The 858-nt window shown below is 41.8% G+C and carries 1 protein-coding gene; it reads right to left on the bottom strand.

The genetic code is table 11. The features are described 5' to 3' along the window. The coding region (locus FJ651_RS15635; RefSeq protein ID WP_140991725.1) for an HYR-like domain-containing protein at positions 1-858 on the bottom strand (858 nt) is incomplete at both ends.

Genomic DNA, 858 nt, shown 5'->3' with positions numbered 1-858 from the left:
TAGAACTTCCTGTACAGTTATCACCAAAAGTAGCATTTGTTATGGCTACAGCGACAGTACAGTTTCCAGTGCCGTCAGCTGAGGTAGTTGTTATCACATCGGCAGCAGCGGTGACTGTTGGATTTTCGTTGTCAGTTACCGTTACGTTTTGAGTACAAGTGCTTGTATTTCCGGCTGCATCTTCAACGGTCCAAGTTACTACGGTAGTACCTATTGGAAACGTAGCCGGTGCATCATTATATATTGTTAAATTACTATTTACAGTACAATTATCTGAAACCGTTGGATTACCTAAATCAACAATAGTTGTGCAATTACCCGCACCATCATTGGAGGTTTGAGCGGTTATATTTGCAGGGCATGTGATTATTGGAGGAGTATTATCAACAACGGTAATCGTTTGCGTTTCGGTAGTTGTGTTACCACCATTATCGGTTATGCTCCATTGTCGTACGATAGTTCCAACGCCATCGGTAACAGTATTAGAAGTTTCAGTATAGTTAACAGAAAGAGTAGTATCACAGTTATCAGTAGCGGTTACATTAGGAAGTGCTGGAATGGCATCACATTCTACAGTAATATCAGCAGGGACACCAACCAATTCAGGAGCTGTGGAATCAACAACGCTAATCGTTTGAGTTTCGGTAGTTGTATTGCCACCATTATCAGTTATGCTCCATTGACGTACGATAGTTCCAACGCCATCAACAACGGTATTGGAAGTTTCAGTATAGTTAACAGAAAGGGTAGTATCACAGTTATCAGTAGCGGTTACAGTTGCCGGAGCAGGAATGGCATCACATTCTACAGTAATATCAGCAGGGACACCAACCAATTCAGGAGCTGTGGAATCAACAA

Source organism: Paucihalobacter ruber, assembly GCF_006494535.1.
GTDB classification, from domain to species: Bacteria; Bacteroidota; Bacteroidia; order Flavobacteriales; family Flavobacteriaceae; genus Paucihalobacter; species Paucihalobacter ruber.
This window is presented reverse-complemented; position numbering and strand designations above follow the sequence as displayed.